Raw genomic sequence first — 25,450 nt, forward strand, 5'->3', positions numbered from 1 at the left:
CCACACCCTAAAAATACTGAGTTGCAGTGGTTAAAATCTATTGAACTATAAACGAAAGAAATAATAAATAGGCAAACTTTCTTAATATTTGCTTAATTTTGTACTCTAAAAAAAACTACGATGGATATTCATTTATACAACGAAAGTCCCTTCCAAACTATAATCTCATTTCATAAGCTAATCGAATCATTTGAGGAGATTGCTTTGTCTGACGTCGATTACCGAGCAAATTATGCTAAAGCTATTCTAAAACAAATAGAGCCATTGCCTGAATTAAGAACAGGTATTAAGGATTATGCAACTATTAAGGATAATGAGGCTTTAATCAAAAATTTATTGGCAGATTTATTCCCTACTGCTTTAACGAACAATGAGATAAAAGCGATTACAATTCCTTTTCAGAATTTATCATTCAATTATACAGAACGTTTCAAAAAGATTCTTAGCAATGCGGGATCTGAATTTGATATGGAAATTCGTGATTTTGATGATCACCAATTCTACGTCAATAATTGTTGCCTGATTCTTGGTGTGTATTACAAACAGAAAATAGATTTCAACAAACCCTTTTTCTATGACATTCCAGACGAAAATGGTGTAGAAAAGCACTATCGCATTCTTTATAATGCTGATTTCATGGAAATTATTCCAACAGAAAACTCCATACACTTAACTCAGGATGATATTGATTTATTAATGGACAATTACGGCGATCTTGAGCTTTGGAAATCTAAATTCCCTAAAGGAAGCTGGACTCTAAAAGGTTTCGGGATTGTTTCCTTATTTGATGCGACTACAGAAAGTGCTATTTCTAATTTAAAAAGCAACTTACTTAAACCGGATTCAAATGCTGGTCCAACTAACGAAATTGTATCTAATATCTTTAAGTCAATTTTTAAGCTTCCTGATCTACAAGTCGGTTTTATTGTGTACAATCCTGAGGAAGAAAAATTTATCAGACCTATTAAATTTGATAGTCAGTTACAGAGTTTTTTACTTTCAAAAGATCAGGAAATCAATTGCAAGAATGCTTTTTTTGGATGTTCATTTGAGAACTTATTAGATAACAAAGAGCCTTTGGTAATTTCTAATGTAAAGAAATTCATTGAAGAATCGAATAATAAAAAACTTGGTGAGCATTTATTAAGCCAGGGAATTCAGAGTTGCGTTTTTGCTCCGGTTATAAAAGACGGACATTTATTGGGTGTTGTAGAATTAGTTTCTCCACATCCTAAAGATTTAAATACTGTAAATGCTACTAAACTCGAATTGGTTCTGCCTTATTTGACGGATACTATAGACCGTTATAATACAGATATGCAGCATCAGATTGAGGCTATTATTCAGCGCGAATATACTACAATTCACCCAAGTGTATATTGGAAATTTAGAAAGGAATCTCAAAATTACTTTCAGAACATCAATCATACAAAAGATTATATTTTTAAGGAAATTGTATTCAAAAATGTATATCCTCTGTACGGACAAATCGATATTAAAGGTTCGTCTGAACATAGAAACGAAACCGTAAAAAGGGATCTTAAAAATCAATTGACTGCTATTTTGCAAATTTTTGAATCTCAGGATCCGAATACGAATCTGGTTTTGCTTGAACAAAGAAAATTTGAATTAGAATCATTTCGCGAGGAACTTGATTTGCCTTTAAAAGCAGATACTGAACAACATATTCAGCGTTATATCGAAGAAGAAATTCACCCCCTTTTGAAGAATACAAAAGAAACTGAGAAAAGCCAGAAACTGGAACGTCAGTATTTTGAAAGTCTGGACGAAAAAACAGGTTTGTTTTATAAAGAGAGAAAGAAATTTGATAATGCAATGTCTATTATCAATAAAAAACTAGCTTCGGTTCTGGACAAAAAACAAATTGAAGCACAGCAAATTTATCCACATTATTACGAGCGTTTTAAAACAGACGGTGTTGAGCATAACCTCTATATTGGGGCTTCTATTGCGCCAACAAAACCTTTTGATATTATGTATTTGCACAATTTACGTTTGTGGCAATTACAAACTTTATGCGAAATGGAATTGGAACATCATCAACTGAAGGAATCTCTTCCGTATGAACTGGATGTGACTTCATTGATTTTGGTTTTCAGCGCACCGCTTTCTATTCGTTTTAGAATGGATGAAAAACGTTTTGATGTTGACGGAACGTACAATGCCAGATATGAGGTTGTAAAAAAACGTATCGATAAATCGCATATTAAAGGTACAAATGAACGAATTACTGAGAAAGAGAAAATTACAATTGTCTATTCTCAAAATAGCGAAGAAGCCGAATATTTAAAATACATTAAATACCTGCAACATAAGAAAATTCTCGAACCATCATTTGAACAATTTGAAGTTGAAGATCTTCAGGGAGTTTCTGGTTTAAGAGCCATCCGTGTAAAAGTTATCAATAACACAGCAAATCCTGCTGCGAAAAAAATCACCTATCAGGATTTATTAGATGAGCTCAACTAAAAGTTGAGCTTATTTTTTATTGAATCGTTTTAAAAGCAATAATAAATGCTATTACCGTAATGATCAATCCGGTCATGAAAAGGTTATAAGCAATACGCAACAAAGTATATTTACGCTGCAAAACCAATCCCAGATAATACAAATCTTTGATCATTGTCGAGTACAAATAATCCCGATCCTTCATCATTTCGTTCATTGCCCAGTCATACTCTACCAATGGCATTTTGTAAAAATTTCCGAAAAACAATAAATTTATTTTTTTTGCTTCGATATCTGCTCGTGTAAAAACTCCTGTTGTTACTTTGGGTCTTGTCGAAAGAATCGCAAAGATTATTGTAGTCACACTAGATATCAACATGATAAAAGTTGGAATCACTAAATGTGCGTTCTTCGGACTGTCTAATTTTGGTATAATCGAAGAAAGAGCAATCGAAATAATAATCGCATTTACAGACAATAAGATATTGGCTTTACTATCCGCAATTCCGCTCAAGCGAGTGTGATTTCCTAAAGTAACTCGAAACAAGGTATCTACACCACGATCCGGTTTTTCGATTTTATCTTTCTTTTTAATTTCATCTGCTTCTTTCTTTTCTTGTTTCCCGATTTTCTTTTGCACGAGAAGTAAGTTTTTCTCTTTTAATGGCTGCCATTTTTTCTGTGCATAATCTGTATAAAATCGATGTTTATTCATTAAGAAATTCAAATTTTCCTTTGCCCATTCGGCATTAGTGAAATTTAGATTCCAGGTATTTTTTAATTCAATACGTAATAATTCGCAAGTCGTTGCATATTCTGCTCCCATAAGATGAGCAAAATCAGCATCTTTAATTATTTTTTCCAGATGTGTTTTTGGGATATATTCTTTTACTGTTGCCAGAATCAAACTGGAAACATTTGCGATAAATTCTTCCGATTGTTCTTTTTCTTTCAAAAAAGCGGCAGCAATTTTTACGCTTTCCTCTTCATGGTTTTCATAACCTTCGATATATCCTGTGTCGTGAAACCAAGCGGCAACTAAAAGAAGTTCTTTTTCATCTTTACTCACATCTTCTTTTTTACACAACTCTTTTACTGCATTTACAACAGTTAAAGTATGGTTAAAATTATGATAAGAATATAAATTAGAAAGTTTATCTTTGAGTAAATTACTGACGAAATCTTCGGATTGTTCTATTAGATTCATAAAGAATATTTTTATACTACTAAATTATGAAATTGTTTTCGGATAATCATTTTATTACTAAGATTAAAACTTGTTCCCTGGCAATAATGGTATTGTTATTTGTTTATTCGTGCGCCACACATAAAGCACAATATGGGAAAAATGTTAGCGCAAACCAAACGGAAAACGCAACTGATACTATAAAAATTGCACATACTTTTTATTTAGTTGGAGATGCTGGAAATGCTGATGAAGTACAAGCGCAGCAAACACTTGAGTTGTTGCATCAAAAGCTGAAAAAATCAAATAAAAAAGCTACCTTATTATTTTTAGGTGATAATATATATCCTAAAGGTTTTCCTGCAAACGACAATGCTTCAGACAAAGCTTTGGCAGAAACAAAATTGAAAAATCAATTAAAATTGACGGAAGGCTTTAAAGGAAAAACAATCTTTATTCCGGGAAATCATGATTGGTATAATGGTATCAAAGGACTGGAACGCCAGGCTGATTTTGTGACTAAATATCTTAATGACAAAAAAGCTTTTTTACCCCGAAAAAGCTGCCCCATAGAAGATGTAAAAATCGACAGCACAACGACTTTAGTTACTATCGATAGTGAATGGTTTCTGGAAGACTGGGATAATCATCCTACTATAAATGACAATTGCGATATTAAAACCAGAGAAGACTTTTTTGACGAACTGGAAAATATTTTAAATAAAAATCAGGAAAAAACGGTTGTTCTTGCCATTCATCATCCATTGATGAGCAACGGATCTCACGGTGGTCAATATTCATTAGAAAAACAATTGTTTCCGTTGGAACAAAAAATTCCGCTTCCGGTAATTGGTTCTGTAATCAACTTACTGCGCAAAACTTCCGGTGCAAGTCCTCAGGATATTCAGAATAAGCAATATACCATTTATGTCAAGCGAATTAAAACACTCTTGCAGAAACAAAAAAACGTGATTGTAGTTTCGGGGCACGATCATAATCTTCAGTATGTTAACAAGGAAAATATACAGCAAATAATTAGTGGTGCCGGATCAAAATCTGAAGCTGCAAGAGCTATAAATCCAACTGAATTTTCTTATGGAGGAAATGGTTATGCAACACTTACTTTATTTAAAAGTGGTGACGCAAAAGTGACTTACTTTGGAAATGAAAACAACAAAGAAAAACAACTTTTTGAACACGAAATTATAAAAGCCAAGGAAATTAACTGGGCCAAAGATATTCCGAATAATTTCCCTCCAAAAATCACAACTTCAATTTATTCTGAAAAAATGACGCAAAAGAGTTTTATTCATAAATTTTTATTCGGGAATCATTACAGAAAATATTATAGTTTGCCAATTGAAGCCAAAACAGCCACTCTTGATACTTTAATGGGAGGTTTAAAACCTATTCGCGAAGGCGGAGGACATCAATCCATTTCATTGCGAATGTCAGATCCTAAAGGAAGAGAATATGTTATGCGTGCGATGAAAAAAAGTGCAACAGCATTTTTACAATCCGTTGCTTTTAAAGATCAGTATGTTGTAAATGACTTTGCAGACACTTATGCTGAGGATTTTTTATTGGATTTCTACACTACATCTCATCCTTACACTCCTTTTGCAGTTGGAAGTATGGCTGATAAACTTGGCATTTTGCATACAAATCCGGTTTTATATTATATTCCGAAACAAAACGCCTTAAAAGAATTTAATTCGAATTTTGGAGACGGATTATATATGGTGGAAGAAAGACCTGCAGATAATCATTTGGACGCTAAAAACTTTGGGAATCCAACTAATATTATCAGTACCGAGGATATGATGAAAAATCTCCATAAGGACGAAAAATATAGTGTTGATCAAAATGAATATATAAAAGCGCGTTTGTTTGATATGCTTATTGGTGATTGGGACAGACACAGTGATCAGTGGCGTTGGGCAGAACACAAAATTGGAGATAAAATTGTTTATAAACCAATTCCGCGTGACCGTGATCAGGCTTTTGCCAAATATGACGGAACTTTGCTTTCTCTTTTAATGAATATTCCTGCGCTTCGTCATCAACGAACTTTTAAAAGTAAAATCGACAATGTAAAGTGGATCAACAGGGAACCTTATCCTATGGATCTGGCTTTCTTGAAAACCGCAGAAGAAAAGGACTGGATTGGTCAGGCAAAATATATTCAGGAAAATTTATCAGATAAAGATATTGACGAAGCTTTTAAAAACTTACCGAAAGAAGTTCAGGATGAAACGATTGAAGATATAAAACAAAAATTAAGAAGCCGAAAAAAGGAACTTCAAGAATATGCTTCTACTTATTTTGATGTTTTAAGCCATACGGTAATGATTGCGGGAACGGATAAAAAAGACAAATTTGTGATCAATCACAATGCGAAGAAAAGCCTTGAAATTAAGGTTTACCGAGTTAAAAAAGAAGGCGATGAATTGGTCTATACTAAAACCGTTACTGACGCAAAAACTTCTAATTTATGGATTTATGGTTTAGATGATTCTGATGTTTTTGAGGTTACCGGAAAAGAAAAATCAAGTATTAAAATTCGTTTAATTGGCGGTCAAAATAACGACACTTATAACATCGAAAACGGAAAAAGAGTTATTGTCTATGATTTCAAATCAAAAAACAACACGTATAATCTTGATTCTAAAACAAAAACTGAACTAACAGATGATTACGATGTAAACTTATACAACTACGAAAAACCTAAGTATAATGTAGTTTCAGGGCTTCCTAATATTGGTTATAACCCTGATGATGGCGTAAAAGTAGGTTTCAACTTAAATTATACGGTTAACAATTTCAAGCAGAATCCATATACACAAAGACACGTTTTAAACGGTTTCTATTATTTTGCAACCGGAGGTTTAGAATTTAATTATGTAGCGCATTTTCCGGGATTATTGGGTAAATGGGTTATCGATGTGGAATCACAATATACTACTCCAAATTTTGCGATGAACTATTTTGGATATGGAAATGAAACTGCTAACAACACAGATGCGTTAGGAATGGATTATAACCGTGTTCGTATTCAGAAGTTCAATGTTGCAGGAGCTATCAGACATGTTGGACGTTACGGAAGTGAATTTATCATTCAGCCAATGTTGCAGCAAATGCGTGTTGAAGAAACTGAAAACAGATTTATTGACACTCCGGGTATTATAAATCCAATGGTTTTTGATAGTCAGGTTTATGGTGGTGCCAAAGTTAAATATTCATTTAAAAATGCTGATTTTGCTGCAAAACCAACTTTAGGCGTTGCCTTTATGATTTCAGCTACCTGGATGGCGAATTTGGATGACACCAAACAAAACTTCCCAACTCTTGAAAGCTTACTAGGGTTCACTCATAAAATTGATCACAACGGAAAATTAGTTCTGGCTACTCTTTTTAAAGGAAAAGCTATTCTGAATAATAACTACGAATTTTATCAAGGTGCTACTTTGGGCGGAGATACTGATTTGCGTGGTTACAGAAACGAACGTTTCTTAGGAAGTTCTTATTTCTCTCAAAGTTCAGATTTGCGTTTTACGATTGGTAAAATTCAGCGTACTATAGCTCCATTAACCTACGGAATTCTGGGTGGTTTTGATTACGGAAGAATTTGGCTTGACGGTGAAAGTTCCAGAAAATGGCATCAGGATTATGGTGGCGGACTTTGGTTAAATGCCATTAATGTTTTGACTGCAAGAATCTCTTACTTTAAATCTCCTGATGAAACCGGAAGGGTTATTTTTGGAGCAGCATATAGTTTTTAGGAAAAGGCCCTGAGGTTCTGAGTTGCTAAGATTCTAAGTTTTTTTAGCCACGAATTTCACAAATTTTCACGAATTATACTTTACGCATAAAGTTCAAAATATCAAAGGTTTTTTAACCGCAAATTGCACAAATTTTCACAAATTATATTAGCCACGAATTCACGAATTATTTGTAATAAAAATTCGTGAATTCGTGGCTAACTTTTTAAAGCCGTGTATAGTTTTTAAAAAAGAATTTGTGAAAATTCGTGAAATTCGTGGCAAACTTTTTTCAGAAACTTAGTGTCTCAGAACCTTAGTCCTTAGCTACTTTAACTTAAACTCATACATCTTTCCTCCTATTTTGTTTGTTTTTTCGTCGGCGATAAGTAAGGTGTTATTGTCTTTGAAAACTATTGCTTCTTTTTGCGAAAAGTGATCAAGTTTTATTTCGGTTTGAGTGCCTTTATGGAACAAATCGCCTTTGAAATCTTTGAATAAAACAATTTTATCATGACTTAGTAATACTACTTTTTTTCCATCAGGGCTTATTGTGGCACTTGTTAAAACACAATGATTGTAATTATTGCAGGTTTTAAACTCCCCTATTTTGGTTGCTTTTTGTGTTCCGGGTGCATTTAGAATTTTATAGATAAAAGCCGTTCCATCAAAATTCTTGCTTCTGTTTTTTGTAAAAAGGTAAAAGTAATTTCCGTGTTCAAAAAAGCCTTCAACATCGTAAAACAATTCTTTTTTCTTTGGAGGAAATTCGGTTTGTTCGGGATACGAGAAAGAGATTTTATATTCGGCTACAGCCAAATCTTTATTCAGCTGATTTTTATTGACTTTATAAATGCATAAATCTTTGCGCTCATTAGCATTGTTTCCGAAATCGCCGATATAAATGTTACCACTTTTATCTTTTGTAATATCTTCCCAATCTACATTTGTTGCATTTGTAATGGTGATGGCTTTATCTAATTTTCCATCTGAATTTATCGCGTAGATTTTATTTGCATTTCCACTGTCTTCGATGGTATAAATCAAATTAGTTTCGGGGAAATACGTAATTCCTGAAACTTCTTTTAGCTTTTTAGGAAGCGAATAAAGTGTCTTAAAATTAGTATTAGATTCTTGTTGACAAGCCAATAAAGCAATAGAAACTCCTAGTAAAAAAAACTTTTTCATAATTTTAAATATTTAAGTTCAATTTAAACCATGTAAGTTATATAAGTTCATATAAAGCAACTTCTTAAATTGACTTATATAACTTATATGGTGAAAAATTAAATCAAATTTGTGTTTTTAAAGTTGCGTGTAATAAACTCAAAAGCTGCATACATAACATGTCCCATTGATTTTGCATTTTTGAATTTCATATCATTGGTATAACGGTATAATTCCATTTTTAGTTGATTCAAATGTTCTTCTGTCGAAATGGTATCGTGACACATAATATTTAATAATTTCTTGATTCTGTTTTCGGCAGAGTGAATACGTTTTGCGAGAATTGCCCTTTCTTCGTCTTTATATTGAATTATGGAACGTTCTTCCAGTTTCTCTTTAATTAATTTAATCATTGGATAATTTTCTTTGAAAAACTGTGGACGATATACTTTAAAATTACCTTCATAACATTGCTGATCAAAATCAATTGGACGAATTTTATATACAACCTGATCAAAATCGTGAATTGGTACAATTACATAATTATACGCACGCATATCTCCCAAAAGCCGAATCATACAGCGTTCGTTGAACTTGACAAATTCTTTTGCGATTTGTGATTTTTCCATTTCGGTACAATTATCCAACAAAGTATCCATAAAAACATCACCAGGAATACCAATAATATGTTCTTCTATAAGAGTGTCTTTATAAACCAAAAAGTTGATTTTATCCGGCGAAAGAATGTCTTCTAATTCTAATCCGTAAATTCTCGAAGCGTCTGCTTTTTTAATATAAAAGTGCACGTAATTATCATTGAGAATATTTCGGACTTTAATCCTGAAAGGTTTCGAGTTTCCGAAAGTGCAATAATCAATTGCATCAATATTTAGAAACTGAATAATTTCACTATTCCCATCAGAATGTAAAAGCGAATATATTTTTTTCAGATTCAAATCGATTTCATTTCTTTCAAATTCGCTATAATAAACCCTAATCCATAATGTATCTGTTTCATTTTTATCATATACATTTATAGAACCTGAAAAACGCAATAAGTCGTCATAGAACACCGATACTTTCGAGATGCGTTCGTATCGTTCCAGGTAACTTAAAAGCGATTGCGTTAAAGGATAGGAAGGTTTTTTTAAAACCATTAAAGGTTCGCTCATTTTGAATATCTTTAATACAAATTTACATTAATTCATTTTAAAGTTAGAATTTAGCGTAACAATAAACAAGTTGAATCGTCATACATAAAACTAAAACCGAATAAATTTGGAAACCATACTTACCATTGAGAATCTTCACAAAAGATACGGGCGCATTCAAGCTCTAAAGGATGTATCTTTTAAAATACAAAAAGGCCGTGTTTACGGTATTCTGGGACCTAACGGAAGTGGAAAATCAACTACTTTAGGAATTGTACTAAATGTTGTAAATAAAACTTCCGGTAATTATAGCTGGTTTGATGGAAAAATTCAAACTCATGAAGCCTTAAAAAAAGTAGGCGCTATTATAGAAAGACCTAACTTTTATCCGTACATGACGGCGGAAGAAAACCTAAAATTGGTTTGCAAAATAAAAAGCATCAATTATTCTAAAATAAGCGAAAAACTGGATCTTGTAGGTTTAAGCGAAAGAAAAGACAGCAAGTTCAGTACTTTTTCGTTAGGAATGAAACAGCGTTTGGCAATAGCTTCGGCACTTTTAAATGATCCTGAAATTTTGATTTTAGACGAACCTACGAATGGTTTGGATCCGCAGGGAATTCACCAGATTCGAGATATTATTAAAAAAATTGCCTCACAAGGAACGACAATTTTATTGGCTTCACATTTATTGGATGAAGTCGAAAAAGTATGTTCTCATGTGATTGTTTTAAGAAAAGGCGAAATTCTATATTCCGGTTCAGTTGATAGCATGTCTGCAAATGAAGGTTTCTTTGAACTTCAGGCCAATGATAATTTAGCATTAAAATCGGTTTTACAAAATCATGAAGCTGTTGACAGAATTACGGAAGAAGATGGGAAAATTTTGGTTTACTTAAAATCAGACTTATCAGCTTCAGAACTAAATCAGTATTTATTTTCTAAAAATATTGCATTAAGTCATTTAGTAAAACGTAAAAACAGTCTGGAAGCACAATTTTTAGAATTAACCAAAAACGCTACTACCAAAACCAACTAAGCCATGAAAAGACTTATATCTATAGAATTACAAAAAATCTGGAAAAACAAAGCCAGTAAAGTCCTTACCTTAACTTATTTCATTTTACTTTCGTTTATTGCGTTAATCGCTTCGATAAAATTTGACATTGGTCCGTTTAAATTTCATGTGGCCGAAATGGGTATTTTTAACTTCCCATATATCTGGCATTTCAATACTTATGTTGCTGCATGGTTAAAATTTTTTCTGGCTATTGTTATCGTTTCCATGATGGCGAACGAATATAGCTACGGAACTTTAAAACAAAATTTAATTGACGGTTTAAGCAAAAAAGAATTTATTTTATCAAAATTCCTGACTGTAGTTCTTTTTGCATTATGCTCGACCGTATTTGTTTTTGTGATGAGTTTAATTTTAGGTTTCAGCTTTTCATCTTATACAGAACTTGATGTCGTTTTTATGAATTTAGATTATCTATTAGCTTTTTTTGTAAAACTAATTGGTTTCTTTTCTTTCTGCTTATTTTTAGGAATTTTAGTAAAACGTTCTGCTTTTGCTTTGGGATTTCTATTGGTTTGGAGTATAATCGAAGGCGTTCTAAAGGGTCTTTTAGTTTTTAAAGTTTTCCCGGACAGTAATACAGGCGATTATATTATGCAATTTCTTCCTCTCGAAGCTATGTCTAATTTAATCATTGAACCTTTTTCAAGACTTTCGGTAATAAGAAGCATTGGAACCCAAATAGGGGTAGAAAATATTAAGGATTATAGCGTACACTATCTTTCTATTTTAATTGTTTTGGGCTGGACATTTTTATTTACATACTTTTCTTATAAATTATTAAAAAATCGAGATTTATAGTATATTTGCTTCTATGAATCGTTATATATGCCTTTTACTTGTTCTTTTTCTAAGTTGCTTATCTTCTAAGATAAATGCACAGTATATAAGTATAAACGATCAAAAAACACCGCAAGAATTAATTGACAATATCTTAGTCAATAGTTCTTGCGTTTCTATTTCAAATACAACCGGAAGTGGAGATACTTTTACTCCGGGACAAAATAGTTTTGCCTATTTTAATGCAAATGGCAGCAGTTTTCCTTTTTCCGAAGGGGTCGTTTTAACGACTTCTACAAGTAGAAATGCAATTGGACCTTTTTTTACCAGTATTGGAGGTGGTAGTACAAATTGGATAGGTGACACTGACTTAAATCAAATTTTGGGAATTAATTCTATAAATGCTACTTCCTTAGAATTCGATTTTGTTCCACTAACTGATTTTCTTAGTTTCAATTATATTTTTGCTTCCAATGAATATCAATATTTTTTTCCCTGTCAATATTCAGATGGATTTGCTTTTTTAATAAAAGAAGCCGGAACCAGCGATCCTTATCAAAATCTAGCAGTTTTGCCCAATACTACTGAACCGGTTTCCTCAACTAAAGTTCGTCCAAAAATTGAACCTGGTAAAACACCTAACGGAGATACATATGACGGTTGTGATGCTGTAAACGAAAACTATTTTAAAGGTTTAAACTCTGCGTCAAGCCCAATAAATTATGCAGGTCAAGTTATCGAAATGAACGCGCAAACTAAAGTAGTTGCAGGAAAAAAATACCATATAAAACTCGTTATTGCCGATGATGATAATCAATACTATGATTCAGCAGTTTTTCTTGAGGCAGGTAGTTTTTCATCTAAAATTGACTTTGGACCAGATCAGACATCCTTAAACAATGATCCGGTTTGTTACGGACAACCTATAATTTTAGATACAAAATTAGCAAGCACTTATGATTATAAATGGTATAAAGACGGTGTGTTAATTAATGGTGCAAACGGTCCAAAATATACTCCAACACAATCTGGAACCTATAAAGTTGTAGCTACGCTAACACCATCAATTTGTGTACTAACAGGACAGATTACGCTTGAATTTGCTGCAGAAATTTTATCAACAGATACTTCTTTAATTCAATGTGACGATAATACCGATGGAATTAATGTTTTTGACTTAACAAAAGTTGATAACATTGTAAAAAACAATGTTTCTGAAATTGCAAACAAGGGTTATTACGAACAATTAGCAGACGCTCAAAACAAGACAAATCCTATTTTAACTCCGGAAAAATATACTAACAAAACACCCAATCAAATTGTCTTTGCAAGAATCGAGAATAAATACGGATGTTACAAAACGGCTGAAGTAACATTACAAATTTCAGCTTCAACAATTCCAACTCAAAATCCAATTGCAACTTGTGATCAAGATGATAAACAAGATGGTTTTTACCAATTTGATCTTGCCGCCGAAGTTACTCCACAAGTTCTTACGGGCTTACCAAACGGACTAGTACCTTATTACTACCTCACTCAAAATGATGCTTTAACTGACACAAACAGGTTGCCAAATCTCTTTAAAAACACTACTGCTTTTAATCAGACCATTTATGTACGAATTATTAACGGACCAGATTGTTACGGCATTACAACTGTGCCGCTTGTTGTAAATACTTTTGATCCGCCTAACTTTCAAGATGAATCCAAAATTTTATGCAAAGGAGATGATATAATATTAGCTGTTGCAACAGGATTTAGCAGTTATTTATGGAATACTGGCAGCGACCAAAATCAAATCGATGTTGATGTGGCCGGAGATTATTCTGTAACTGTAAAAGATGCCAATGGTTGTGAGAAAACTAAAAAATTTAAGTTAATTGGATCTGAACCTGCAATAATAACAAACGTGGTTGTAAAAGACTTTTCGGGAGCTGACAACTCCGTTTCAATAGAATATACAGGAACTGGAAATTATGAATTCTCAATAGACAGAATTGCTTATCAAGACAGCCCAACGTTTACAAAAGTAACTCCTGGTATATACAACGCAGTTGCAAGAGACAAAAATGGATGCGGTATATCTAATACCTTTTTATTCTATGTTCTGGATTATCCACGGTTTTTTACACCTAACGGAGATGGATTTAATGATCTATGGTTTGTAAAAGATTTCGATCAGCTTCCGCCTTATAAAGTATCTATTTTTGACCGTTACGGAAAACTATTGAAACAAATGGACCAAAACAGTGCAGGCTGGAATGGAACTTATAGTGGTCAGCAACTACCATCAGACGACTATTGGTTTACCTTAATTCTTGAAAACGGAACAGGTATTAAAGGTCATTTTAGCTTAAAGAGATAATTTTGCTGAAATTCCAAATTTAGAAAATTTCAAATTACCATATATTTCTTTATAAAAATTCAGATTTAAGGAATTCCAATCCATAGTTTAGAATCCACATTTAAGAAGCCCAGAATCGAAACATATCACTTTATAAACAAATTGGATTTGAGAAATCTTAAATTCCAGTTCTTCTCCTAAATTCCAGTTCTAACATAAAAAAATCCCAAACTCCATTAAGGAATTTGGGATTTTTATATTGAAAATTAAATTCTTAGAATTTAAATCTTTTTCTATCAGTTTCTGTCAAATAGATTTTTCTCAAACGAATAGATTTTGGTGTAACCTCTACATATTCATCTTTTTGAATGTACTCTAAAGCTTCTTCAAGAGAGAAAATAATTGGCGGGATGATTCTTGCTTTTTCATCATTTCCAGAAGAACGAACGTTTGATTGTTTTTTCTCTTTAGTTACGTTTACACACATATCATCAGCACGAGAGTTTTCTCCAATTACCTGACCTTCGTAAATCTCAGCATTTGGTTCAACAAAAAACTTACCACGATCTTGCAATTTATCGATAGAATAAGGAATCGCTTTTCCTTTTTCCATAGAAATCAATGAACCTTTGTTACGTCCGGCAATTTCTCCTTTGTAAGGTTCGTATCCAATAAAACGGTGAGCCATAATAGCCTCACCAGCTGTTGCAGTAAGCAATTGATTACGCAATCCAATAATTCCACGTGATGGAATATTAAATTTAATGATCATGCGTTCCCCTTTAGTTTCCATACTCAACATTTCTCCTTTACGGAAAGAAACAAACTCTACTGCTCTACCTGAAAGTGATTCTGGTAAGTCGATAGTTAATTCCTCAATTGGCTCACATTTTTTACCATCAATTTCTTTGATGATAACTTGTGGCTGACCAATTTGCAACTCATACCCTTCTCTTCTCATTGTTTCAATAAGAACAGATAAGTGAAGTACTCCACGACCAAAAACCATGAATTTATCCGCAGAATCAGTTTCACCTAACTTCATCGCTAAGTTTTTCTCTAATTCTTTTGTCAATCTTTCTCTAATATGACGAGAAGTTACAAATTTACCTTCTTTACCAAAGAAAGGTGAATCGTTTATTGTAAACAACATACTCATTGTTGGCTCATCAATTGCGATAGTTTGTAAAGCTTCAGGATTTTCAAAATCAGCGATTGTATCTCCAATTTCAAAACCTTCAACTCCAATAATCGCACAAATATCACCAGCAATAACTTCTTCTACTTTTTTACGTCCAAGACCTTCAAAAGTATGTAATTCTTTAATTCTTGATTTTATTACTTTACCATCTCTTTTTACCAAAGAAATTGGCATACCTTCTTTAAGAATTCCTCTTTCAAGACGACCAATAGCAATACGACCTGTAAAGGCTGAGAAATCTAAAGAAGTAATCAACATCTGTGGTGTTCCTTCAGAAACTTTAGGAGCTGGTACATTTGCAACAACCATATCCAATAATGCTTCAACATTATCAGTTACGTTTTCCCAATGATCAGACATCCAGTTATTTTTAGCAGAACCATAAACAGTTGGGAAATCCAATTGCCATTCTTCAGCACCTAATTCAAACATTAAGTCAAAAACTTTTTCATGAACTTCTTCAGGAGTACAGTTTTCTTTATCAACTTTGTTGATAACAACACATGGCTTAAGACCTAAGTCAATAGCTTTTTGTAATACAAAACGAGTTTGTGGCATTGGACCTTCAAAAGCATCCACTAGCAAACATACACCATCGGCCATGTTCAATACACGTTCTACTTCACCTCCAAAATCCGCGTGGCCAGGAGTATCGATAATATTGATTTTTGTTCCTTTATATTGAACCGAAACGTTTTTAGAAGTAATAGTAATACCTCTCTCACGCTCTAAATCGTTATTATCAAGAATTAAATCACCTGTATTTTCGTTGTCACGAAATAATTGACAGTGATACATAATTTTATCAACCAAAGTGGTTTTACCGTGATCGACGTGGGCAATAATTGCAATATTTCTAATAGATTCCATCTGTGATTTTTAATGGGTGCAAAGGTACACTTTATTTTGATATAAAAAACGTTTCTGGGATAGTTTGCGTATATACAAGTCATTAGTTCATCAAAAACAGCATTAATTTAAGTGTAATTTGAACTTTTCTTATTGTTTAATTATACTTAATTTAACTATATTTGAGTAATGAAAAGTAAAACTATCCAAATTACTCTAGTCTATATTATCATATCGTTATTTATGGCGATTGTCTGTCATAAAATACTTACTACTTATTTTTCCAATACCGAATATTATTTAGTTTTTTTCTTTAAAGATATTTTTTTCATCATAAGTACAGCTCTATTCTTCAACTACATACTATCCAAAAACGAGAAAAAAAACATTGCAGTTTTCAAAAAATTAAAAGAATCAAATGAAGAAATTAAAGAATCAAATGAAAAATATGACATTGTAGCAAAAGCAACAAGTGATACAATTTGGGATTGGAAAATTCAGGAAGACAGCATTAATTGGAATAAAGGAATCGAAGGGATTTTTGGCTATAATCCAGCCGAAGTCGGAAAGACATCAAAATGGTGGTTTGACAAAATTCATCCTGAAGACAGCATTAGAATGTCTATTAAATTATACTCTTTTATCGAGCAAAAAACAGAGAAATGGCAAGATCAATATCGTTTCAGATGTGCCGACGGAAGCTATAAATATGTTCTGGACAGAGGTTTTTTATTAAAAGACGAAAACGGAAGAGCCATCAGAATGATTGGAGCCATTCAGGATATTACAAAACAAAAAGAAGAAGAACAGCGATTAAAACTTTTAGAAACGGTAATCACACAATCCAAAGATTCTATATTAATTACAGAAGCAAATTCAGCAGATCGCAGAATACCAAAAATAGTATATGTAAACCCGGCGTTTTCACAAATGTCAGGATATCAATCCAATGAGATTATTGGAAAATCCCCAAATATTTTCAAAGGTCCTAAATCTGACTCTGAGGAATTAAAAAAACTTCTTAGAGCTATAAAAAATGAAGAGGAATGCCTAATCGAAACCATTAGTTACACTAAGAAAAAGGAAGAATACTATGTCCGATTTTCCATGATTCCAATTTTTAATAATGAAGGAATTATTTCGCACTGGATCTCCATACAAAGAGACATTACAGACGAAAAGAAACTCGAAACAGAAAAAGAACATTTGATTCGCGAGCTAACTCAAAACAATAAAGATTTAAAACAATTTTCTTATATCACATCGCACAACCTAAGAGCTCCATTATCTAATTTAATAGGACTGTTAAATCTTATCGAGGATATTCCGATAGGAAATGAAGAGCTTGAAGAAATTTTGACCGGTTTCACTAAATCTACACATTTATTAAACGAAACTATAAATGATTTAGTAAAAGTGATCATCATTAAAGACAACCCATCGATGCAAAAAGAGGAAGTTTCTTTAAAAGAGGTTTTCGAAAATGTATTTAGTCAACTATCATTTCAAATTGAACTGCATAAACCAATTATCAAACTAAAATTTGATCGGGTTCCATTATTAAACACTAATAAAGCTTACATTGAAAGTATTTTACTTAATTTGCTCACTAATTCAATAAAATATAAATCAGAGAATAGAAAATTAAAAATTTCTATTACTGCAGAACAAATAGATCACAAAGCGATACTAACTTTTAAGGACAACGGAATTGGAATTGACTTAGAAAGAAATCGTGATAAAGTTTTTGGACTATACCAAAGATTCCATAATTACCCGGATAGTAAAGGACTAGGGTTATATCTTGTAAAGTCACAGGTTGAAACCATGGGAGGAACAATCAGCATCGACAGTGAAGTCAATAAAGGCACCACGTTTACAATAACATTTAAAAATTAAAATCATGCTCGAACAAATTCTGTGCATTGACGATGACCCTATCACATTGATGTTATGCAAAAAAGTAATTGCAAAATCCGAATTTTCGAATGAAATTATTACGGCTCAAAACGGAGAAGAAGCTCTTCATCACTTCAACAACTTAAAATATACCAACAATAAAAACAAGGTTAACAAAAAACCCGAACTGATTTTTCTGGACCTAAACATGCCCGTTATGGGCGGTTGGGAGTTTTTAGATCATTTTACTTCTGCAGATTACGCCGAATTCAACAAAACAGCAAATGTCATTGTTTTATCTTCTACAATTGATCCTGACGATTTAGCCAAAGCCAAAAAATATCCAATCATAATTGATTTTCTTTCAAAACCTATCACACAACCCATGCTGGAATATCTTAAAAAGAAAATCGACATTTAATTCCCTACGGGAATAAATTCCAAATAAAAAATTCCAAATTCCAATATTGATCGCCTAAGTTAATCAAGCGTAAATATTGGAATTTGGAATTTTTTATTTGGATATTCTACTTAAAAATGGTTCAAACACAAAAACCTGTAGGGAAACATAAAACATTTTGTATTGTAAATAATTTTATCCCAAAGCACGCTAAGTCATCCATCTGTAATGTGCATACAAATACAAAGTTCACAAAGCTTTATCTAGATCTAGCTTTATGAACTTTGTATTTGCATGCATAAAGTAAAATTAAATCTTAGTGCCCTTTGCGGTAAAATTCATCCCTAATTTATAGCTCCACAGGTTTTAGCGTTGATCCTTAAATTCTGCTTTGACTTTTAAACAAAAAAAAGTCCTCAAAAGAGGACTTTATATTTTTAGGAAATTGTAGTTAATTACAATTTAGCAACATGTTTAGTTAATTTAGACTTCAAGTTAGAAGCTTTATTATCATGAATGATGTTCTTTTTAGCTAATTTATCAATCATAGAAATTACAGTTGATAATTTTGAAGAAGCATCAGCTTTATCAGTAGCTAATCTTAACGCTTTAATAGCATTACGAGTAGTTTTATGCTGATATCTGTTAAGAACTCTTCTTTTTTCGTTACTTCTGATTCTTTTTAATGCTGACTTATGATTTGCCATTTTCTTTTAATTTTAGATGTAATAATTATTATATATACTAGTTAAAAAAGAAAAACCTCCCACAATTGCATAACAATCACTTTGGTTTTAACTAATAAAACAAAAATCGAGACACCAACTTTTATTTTATAAAACTTATTCACAACTAATTTCAGTAGTCTGTAAGGGAATCGAACCCCTGTTACCAGGACGAAAGCCTGGAGTCCTAACCCCTAGACGAACAGACCATATTCTTCTAAGTTTTCTTCAATTTTTAAAAATTGAATATTGTAGCCCGTAGCGGAATCGAACCGCTCTTACATGGATGAAAACCATGCGTCCTAACCGATAGACGAACGGGCCATTTTTATTCTCAATATTTAAAGAACAATTTTGCACAAAAAAAGTAGTAGCCCGTAGCGGAATCGAACCGCTCTTACATGGATGAAAACCATGCGTCCTAACCGATAGACGAACGGGCCTGCTTCTCTAATGCGGATGCAAAAATACAACTATTTTTAAGATGTACAATACCTGATGCAAAAAAAAATAAAAAAAATTAATATGCCTTTGCAAATAGCACTCTTTTTGAAGACGGATTCCCAGTAAATACACAGGTTCCAGCCTCTTCAATAGCATCCAAAGGGATGCAACGAATCGTAGCTTTTGTCAAATCTTTTATCTTCTCTTCGGTCGTAGCCGTACCATCCCAATGTGCAGATACAAACCCTGCTTTACCATCTAAAACTTCTTTAAATTCCTCAAAACTATTTACTTCCGTAATATGAGTATTACGATAGTTTAACGCTTTATTAAATAAATCAGCTTGAATCTGTTCTAATAAATCATTTATATAAGTAACAATTCCTTCACCAGAAACGGTCTCTTTTGTCAATGTATCTCGTCTGGCGACTTCAAAAGTTCCGTTTTCTAAATCTTTTGGTCCAACAGCAATTCTAACCGGAACTCCTTTTAATTCCCATTCCGCAAACTTGAATCCTGGTTTTTGAGTTGTTCTGTCGTCGTATTTAACCGAAATCTTCAATTTCTTCAGTTTCGCTGTCAATTCATTAACTGCAGTTGTAATCTCTGCCAATTGTTCATCTGTTTTATAAATAGGAACAATCACGACTTGTATTGGCGCTAAATTAGGAGGCAACACCAATCCCTGATCATCAGAATGCGTCATTACCAAAGCTCCCATCAAACGAGTAGAAACTCCCCAAGAAGTTCCCCAAACGTGTTCTTGCTTTCCTTCGGCATTAGCAAACTTTACATCAAATGCTTTTGCGAAATTTTGTCCTAAAAAGTGAGAGGTTCCAGCCTGCAATGCTTTTCCGTCTTGCATTAAAGCTTCAATACAATAGGTTTCATCAGCACCGGCAAAACGTTCCGTTTCTGTTTTTATACCTTTAACAACCGGAATTGCCATAAAGTTTTCTGCAAAATCAGCATAAACATTCATCATCTTTTCAGATTCCTCAAGCGCTTCTGCTTTTGTAGCGTGAGCCGTATGTCCTTCCTGCCATAAAAACTCAGCAGTTCTCAAAAACAAACGGGTACGCATTTCCCAACGCACTACATTTGCCCATTGATTAATTAGTAAAGGTAAATCTCTATAAGATTGCACCCATCCTTTATAGGTAGACCAAATAATTGCCTCACTTGTAGGACGAACAATAAGTTCTTCCTCTAATTTAGCATTTGGATCCACCATCAGTTTTCCGGGTCTGTCCGGGTCATTTTTTAATCTATAATGCGTTACAATAGCACATTCTTTTGCAAATCCTTCTGCATTTTTCTCTTCTGCTTCAAACATGCTTTTAGGCACGAATAAAGGAAAGTATGCATTTTGATGTCCTGTTTCTTTAAACATTCTATCTAACTCCGCCTGCATTTTTTCCCAAATAGCATATCCGTACGGTTTAATAACCATACATCCTCTAACGCCTGAATTTTCGGCTAGATCTGCCTTTACAACCAGCTCGTTATACCATTTCGAATAATCTTCTGATCTTGTAGTGAGGTTCTTACTCATATTGAATAGTTTGGCACAAATTTTGTTTTAATTATTTTAACTAAATAGTTTGACAAAACTAACTATTTTTGTAATGTGCAACAATAAAAAACACCACAGATATGAAAACTTCTACATCTCTCCGCCAAAACTCAAGTCATTTTTACTTAATTGGATTATTGAGTTTTCTACTAGCATCGTGTGGTTCTTACCAAAATACATCCTACCAAGACAATGATGGTGTATATGGTGGCTCACAAAGAACGTATGCTCAAGCACCTAACAATACAAATAATCAATATAAGGATTACTTTAAATCATTACAAGACGATAATCAGCCAACTGAAATTTTTACAGATGTTGACAGTTATGGCAATTATGCTGACAGTGACAGTACTCAAACCGCTTCTGCTACAGCATATCCTGCATGGGGAAGTGCAAACACCGATGTTTCTGTAAACGTGTACTCTGACCCAACATGGTCAATGGGATTCGGTTTTGGATTTGGATATCCTTATTATGGATATGGAGGTTACTGGGGTTACCCTGGATATGCGTGGGGATACCCGGGATATTGGGGTGGCGGATGGGGCTACCCAGGTTACAGACCTTATTACGGATACAACAACTATGCGTATAACTACGGAAGAAGAGGTTCTGCCGCTTATTATGGAGGAAGAAATTATGGCTACAACAGAAACTACACTACAAACAGAGGTGGCTACAATAGAAACTACACTACAAATAGAAACTATACAACAAATAGAAATTACAACACAAACCGATCAAATGGTTATACTGATTTCAGAAGAAGTAATTCTGTAAACGGAAGAAACTACAATTCTACTAATCCTAATTACACCAACAGAAGAGGTTCAAGTGCTCAATATACGGATTACACTAACAGAAGATCAAGCAGCAATACGAATACAAACAGAAGCTACAACTACAATAACAACAATAGCAGTCCAACCAGAAGCTACTCTCCTAGCCCATCACGTTCTATGAACAGCGGTGGCGGCGGAAGCATGAGATCATCTGGTGGCGGTGGCGGTGGCGGAAGATCTTACGGTGGAGGGGGCGGAGGAAGAAGATAATCTCTTCTTCCCTGTTCAGAATCGAAAAATCAAACTAAAACTTACCCAAAATGAAAAAAATATTATTCCTACTAATTACAGGACTAACTGTTAGCGTCTCACATTCACAAGAAGTATCTGATGCTATTCGCTATGCACAAGACAACATAACCGGAACAGCAAGATTCAGAGCGATGAGCGGTGCATTTGGTGCTGTTGGAGGAGATTTATCTGCTATAACTGTCAATCCTGCAGGATCTGCCATATTTTCTAACAATCAGGTTGGAATAACTTTTAGCAATCAAGCTACAAAGAATAACTCTAACTATTTTGGTACTCAAACCAGCGACAAAGACAATTCGTTTATATTAAACCAAGCCGGTGGTGTTTTTGTTTTCCATGATCATAGCCCAAATAACAGTTGGAAAAAAATTGTAATTGGAGCAACTTACGAAAACACAAAAAACTTTGACAACAGTGTTTTTTCAGCAGGAACAAATCCAAATTCTATAGATTCATATTTTTTAGAATTTGCAAATCATGGTAATGGTGGAGCGCCAGTGCCTGTTGGACTTATTAATAACGATAGCTACACTTATACTTATAGAAATTTAGGATCTGACCTTCCTAATGGGCAATACCCAAACCTTTCAGGATATAATGCTCAACAAGCATATCTAGGTTATCAAGGAAAAATTATCGGCTACGATAATGCAACTAATTCTTACACAACAAGAGTTCCTGCGGGAGGAAGTTATTATCAAGATAACATAATATCTGAAAGTGGATACAATAGTAAGGTAAGTTTTAATATTGCAACTTCATATAAGGACAGAATTTATTTTGGAGCCAATTTAAATGTTCACGTTCTTGACTACAGAAGATCAACAAGCTTTTTCGAATCCAATATTAATCCATTGACAGCAACAGAAACCATATCTCGAGCAACTTTCAATAACAATTTATACACTTACGGAAATGGTTTTTCTTTTCAACTTGGTGCTATTGCTAAAGTTACGGAAGCTTTCCGTCTTGGTTTAGCTTACGAATCAAATACCTGGTATGATCTTTACGACGAAACTTCCCAAAGCTTATTCACAGATAGACAAGCTATTAATCAACCTGAACAATATGCAGATGTAGCCCCAGATGTCGTAAACATTTACGAGCCTTACACGTTACAAACTCCTGGAAAAACAACTTTTAGTGCAGCTTATGTATTTGGAAAATCAGGTTTAATTAGTGTAGACTACTCTATTAAAGATTACGGAAATACTAAATACAAGCCAACAAATGACCCAGGCTTTAGAGGTGTTAACAATCAAATTAGCAATCAATTAACCAGCAATGGAGAATTAAGAGTTGGTGCCGAATACAAAATAAAGCAACTGAGCCTTCGTGGTGGTTACCGCTTTGAAGGAAGTCCATATAAAAACGGAACTACAATTGGAGATCTAAACAGTTATTCGGGAGGTTTAGGTTATAATTTTGGAGCAACAAAAGTAGACCTGGCTTATTCTTATTTGGAAAGAAAATCAAATCCGGGATTTTTTGATATAGGATTTACAGATGGCCCAAACATTACATCGAAACTAAATAATGTTTCTTTGACTTTATTATTTGAATTGTAATTAAGAATAAATAGATGAATTGAAATTTCCGTCAGGTGTTACTTGACGGATTTTTTTTTAGCCGTGATGATCCCGACGCTTCGGGCAATGTTACTAAGTTAAGCTTTTTTAGACAGTTAAGACTAAAAAAAATCACGCAAAGGCACAAAGCCGCCAAGTTTATATAGATTTTCTTTGCGGATTTGTGCCTTTGCGCGAGATTTATTCAGCAAAGTATCGAAGCTTCGGGATAGATATTCCCTTAACTTAATGACATTGCGCTTCGGGAGTATCCTTTTTATTTTTCCTTTAAAAATAAAAAGATACAAGCGATCCCGAAATTTCAGGAGATTGGCTTCACAAAAAACATCTAAAAGAAAAGGAAACAAGCGGTGTTTGAATAAAAAAGTGTAATTTTGCACTCCAATTTATAAAAGTATGAGAACCAAGTCTTTAAAAAAGAACAAAATTAACGTAATCACTCTTGGGTGTTCGAAAAATGTGTATGACAGTGAAGTGCTTATGGGTCAGCTTCGTGCAAACGGAAAAGAAGTTGAACATGAAGCTCCTGCAGAAAGAGAAGGAAACATTATCGTAATCAACACTTGTGGTTTTATTGACAATGCTAAAGCGGAATCAGTAAACATGATTTTGGAATATGCTGATAAAAAAGAAAAAGGACTTGTTGATAAGGTTTTTGTTACAGGATGTTTATCTGAACGTTACAGACCGGATTTAGAAAAAGAAATCCCGAATGTAGATCAATATTTTGGTACAACTGAGTTACCTCAATTATTGAAAGCATTAGGTGCCGACTATAAACATGAATTATTAGGAGAACGTTTGACAACGACTCCAAAAAACTACGCTTACCTGAAAATCGCTGAAGGCTGCGACAGACCTTGCAGTTTTTGTGCTATTCCGCTTATGCGTGGAAAACACGTTTCGCAAACTATTGAAAAACTTGTTAAAGAAACTGAAGGTTTAGCAAAAAATGGCGTTAAGGAATTAATCTTAATTGCTCAGGATTTGACTTATTACGGTCTTGACATTTATAAGAAGAGAAATCTTGCTGAACTTCTGGAAGCTTTGGTAAAAGTTGAAGGTATTGAATGGATTCGTTTGCATTATGCCTTTCCTACTGGTTTCCCAATGGATGTTTTGGAAATAATGAAACGCGAACCAAAGATTTGTAATTATATAGATATCCCGTTGCAGCATATTTCAGATTCTATTTTGAAATCTATGCGTCGCGGTACTACTCAGGCTAAAACTACTCAGTTATTGAAAGATTTTCGTGCTGCGGTTCCGGGAATGGCCATCAGAACTACTTTGATCGTTGGATATCCTGGAGAAACTCAGGAAGATTTTGAGATTTTGAAAGATTTTGTTCAGGAAATGAAATTTGACAGAATGGGTTGTTTTGCTTATTCTCATGAAGAAAATACTCATGCTTACTTATTGGAAGATGATGTTCCGGATGATGTAAAACAAGCCAGAGCTAACGAAATCATGGAGTTACAATCTCAAATTTCATGGGATTTGAATCAGGAAAAAGTTGGTCAGGTATATAAATGTATCATTGACAGAAAAGAAGGTGCTCATTTTGTGGGTAGAACCGAATTTGATAGCCCTGATGTTGACAATGAAGTTTTGATCGATGCATCTAAACATTACGTAAAAACTGGTGAATTTGTTAATATAAAAATAATAGAGGCTACAGAATTTGATTTATACGGAGAACCTGCTTAAATTTACGCTAAAGAATTATCAATT

Annotated in this window: 16 protein-coding genes and 3 tRNA genes; 10 read left to right on the forward strand and 9 right to left on the reverse strand. The window is 33.5% G+C overall.

Going from position 1 to position 25,450, the window contains the following annotated elements; all coding sequences use genetic code 11:
- Window positions 1-120: 120 nt before the first annotated feature.
- Entirely contained in the window at window positions 121-2,490 is a 2,370-nt protein-coding gene (locus tag EAH81_RS07285; protein ID WP_140505402.1) for a GAF domain-containing protein, read from the forward strand.
- Window positions 2,491-2,506: 16 nt separating this feature from the next.
- Here the strand turns inward: EAH81_RS07285 and EAH81_RS07290 are convergent, their stop codons facing one another.
- A complete protein-coding gene (locus EAH81_RS07290; RefSeq protein WP_140505404.1) occupies window positions 2,507-3,676 on the reverse strand; it encodes a Pycsar system effector family protein in 1,170 nt (389 codons plus the stop codon).
- A 26-nt stretch (window positions 3,677-3,702) separates the two neighbouring features.
- On the opposite strand from EAH81_RS07290, the gene EAH81_RS07295 reads away from it, so the two are divergent.
- Window positions 3,703-7,437, forward strand: coding sequence for a metallophosphoesterase (locus EAH81_RS07295; RefSeq protein ID WP_140505406.1), 3,735 nt, complete (start codon window positions 3,703-3,705; stop codon window positions 7,435-7,437).
- A gap of 306 nt (window positions 7,438-7,743) precedes the next feature.
- Here the strand turns inward: EAH81_RS07295 and EAH81_RS07300 are convergent, their stop codons facing one another.
- The gene (locus tag EAH81_RS07300; RefSeq protein WP_140505408.1) at window positions 7,744-8,604 is read right to left on the reverse strand and encodes a hypothetical protein; all 861 of its coding nucleotides are present in this window, start codon (window positions 8,602-8,604) and stop codon (window positions 7,744-7,746) included.
- A 98-nt stretch (window positions 8,605-8,702) separates the two neighbouring features.
- On the reverse strand, window positions 8,703-9,755 hold the full coding sequence (locus EAH81_RS07305) for a hypothetical protein (protein WP_140505410.1): 1,053 nt from the start codon (window positions 9,753-9,755) through the stop codon (window positions 8,703-8,705).
- Window positions 9,756-9,861: 106 nt separating this feature from the next.
- Between EAH81_RS07305 and EAH81_RS07310 the strand changes: the two genes are divergently transcribed.
- From EAH81_RS07310 to EAH81_RS07320, 3 genes are read left to right on the forward strand one after another with little or no spacing between them, the layout of a single operon-like run.
- Window positions 9,862-10,773: an ABC transporter ATP-binding protein gene (locus EAH81_RS07310; RefSeq protein WP_140505412.1), complete on the forward strand. Its 912-nt coding sequence runs from the start codon at window positions 9,862-9,864 to the stop codon at window positions 10,771-10,773.
- A gap of 3 nt (window positions 10,774-10,776) precedes the next feature.
- Complete coding sequence (locus EAH81_RS07315) at window positions 10,777-11,613, forward strand: ABC transporter permease (RefSeq protein WP_140505414.1); 837 nt, start codon at window positions 10,777-10,779, stop codon at window positions 11,611-11,613.
- Window positions 11,614-11,626: 13 nt separating this feature from the next.
- Complete coding sequence (locus tag EAH81_RS07320) at window positions 11,627-13,957, forward strand: T9SS type B sorting domain-containing protein (RefSeq protein WP_140505416.1); 2,331 nt, start codon at window positions 11,627-11,629, stop codon at window positions 13,955-13,957.
- A gap of 253 nt (window positions 13,958-14,210) precedes the next feature.
- Here the strand turns inward: EAH81_RS07320 and typA are convergent, their stop codons facing one another.
- On the reverse strand, window positions 14,211-16,007 hold the full coding sequence (typA, locus tag EAH81_RS07325; protein WP_140505418.1) for a translational GTPase TypA: 1,797 nt from the start codon (window positions 16,005-16,007) through the stop codon (window positions 14,211-14,213).
- 168 nt (window positions 16,008-16,175) lie between these two features.
- Between typA and EAH81_RS07330 the strand changes: the two genes are divergently transcribed.
- Both EAH81_RS07330 and EAH81_RS07335 read left to right on the forward strand, forming a co-directional pair.
- Window positions 16,176-17,885: a PAS domain-containing sensor histidine kinase gene (locus tag EAH81_RS07330; protein ID WP_140505421.1), complete on the forward strand. Its 1,710-nt coding sequence runs from the start codon at window positions 16,176-16,178 to the stop codon at window positions 17,883-17,885.
- A 4-nt stretch (window positions 17,886-17,889) separates the two neighbouring features.
- The gene (locus EAH81_RS07335) at window positions 17,890-18,306 is read left to right on the forward strand and encodes a response regulator (RefSeq protein ID WP_140505423.1); all 417 of its coding nucleotides are present in this window, start codon (window positions 17,890-17,892) and stop codon (window positions 18,304-18,306) included.
- Between the two features lie 434 nt (window positions 18,307-18,740).
- On the opposite strand, the gene rpsT is transcribed toward EAH81_RS07335, so the two are convergent.
- The 5 genes from rpsT to proS all read right to left on the reverse strand — a co-directional run bounded on the left by rpsT (window position 18,741) and on the right by proS (window position 21,009).
- Window positions 18,741-18,992 (reverse strand): 30S ribosomal protein S20, encoded by a 252-nt coding sequence (rpsT, locus tag EAH81_RS07340; RefSeq protein WP_017495211.1) that lies wholly within the window; start codon window positions 18,990-18,992, stop codon window positions 18,741-18,743.
- 155 nt (window positions 18,993-19,147) lie between these two features.
- A tRNA-Glu gene (locus tag EAH81_RS07345) sits at window positions 19,148-19,219 on the reverse strand.
- A 43-nt stretch (window positions 19,220-19,262) separates the two neighbouring features.
- Window positions 19,263-19,334: transfer RNA gene (locus EAH81_RS07350), tRNA-Glu, on the reverse strand.
- A gap of 47 nt (window positions 19,335-19,381) precedes the next feature.
- Window positions 19,382-19,453: transfer RNA gene (locus tag EAH81_RS07355), tRNA-Glu, on the reverse strand.
- Window positions 19,454-19,530: 77 nt separating this feature from the next.
- The gene (gene proS, locus EAH81_RS07360; RefSeq protein WP_140505425.1) at window positions 19,531-21,009 is read right to left on the reverse strand and encodes a proline--tRNA ligase; all 1,479 of its coding nucleotides are present in this window, start codon (window positions 21,007-21,009) and stop codon (window positions 19,531-19,533) included.
- 101 nt (window positions 21,010-21,110) lie between these two features.
- Between proS and EAH81_RS07365 the strand changes: the two genes are divergently transcribed.
- The 3 genes from EAH81_RS07365 (at window position 21,111) to rimO (ending at window position 25,426) form a co-directional block, all read left to right on the forward strand.
- Window positions 21,111-22,085 (forward strand): hypothetical protein, encoded by a 975-nt coding sequence (locus EAH81_RS07365; protein WP_140505427.1) that lies wholly within the window; start codon window positions 21,111-21,113, stop codon window positions 22,083-22,085.
- A gap of 50 nt (window positions 22,086-22,135) precedes the next feature.
- Window positions 22,136-23,695, forward strand: a complete 1,560-nt coding sequence (locus tag EAH81_RS07370) for an OmpP1/FadL family transporter (RefSeq protein WP_140505429.1) — start codon at window positions 22,136-22,138, stop codon at window positions 23,693-23,695.
- Between the two features lie 417 nt (window positions 23,696-24,112).
- Complete coding sequence (gene rimO, locus EAH81_RS07375; RefSeq protein WP_140505432.1) at window positions 24,113-25,426, forward strand: 30S ribosomal protein S12 methylthiotransferase RimO; 1,314 nt, start codon at window positions 24,113-24,115, stop codon at window positions 25,424-25,426.
- Window positions 25,427-25,450 lie beyond the last annotated feature (24 nt).

Origin of the sequence: Flavobacterium pectinovorum (assembly GCF_006438875.1) — a bacterium.
Lineage (GTDB): Bacteria > Bacteroidota > Bacteroidia > Flavobacteriales > Flavobacteriaceae > Flavobacterium > Flavobacterium pectinovorum_A.